Genomic DNA, 210 nt, shown 5'->3' on the forward strand with positions numbered 1-210 from the left:
CTTCCTGAGCTACTTCGCGCCCGAGCAACTGGCGGCGGACCTGCGGGAGGCGGGCTTCGCGGCGGTGGAGGACCTGGACGCGGTCCGGCTCCTGGCCCGTTACGCCGACCAGTGCGACGGGGCCCCGGGCGAACGCGAACGCCGCTCGACGGCACACGTACTGCGGATCGCGGCGTGACTTTGCGGTGAACATGAGACACGGACACGCCG

Source organism: Streptomyces milbemycinicus (genome assembly GCF_002154605.1).
In the GTDB taxonomy this organism is placed as follows: Bacteria; Actinomycetota; Actinomycetes; order Streptomycetales; family Streptomycetaceae; genus Streptomyces; species Streptomyces milbemycinicus.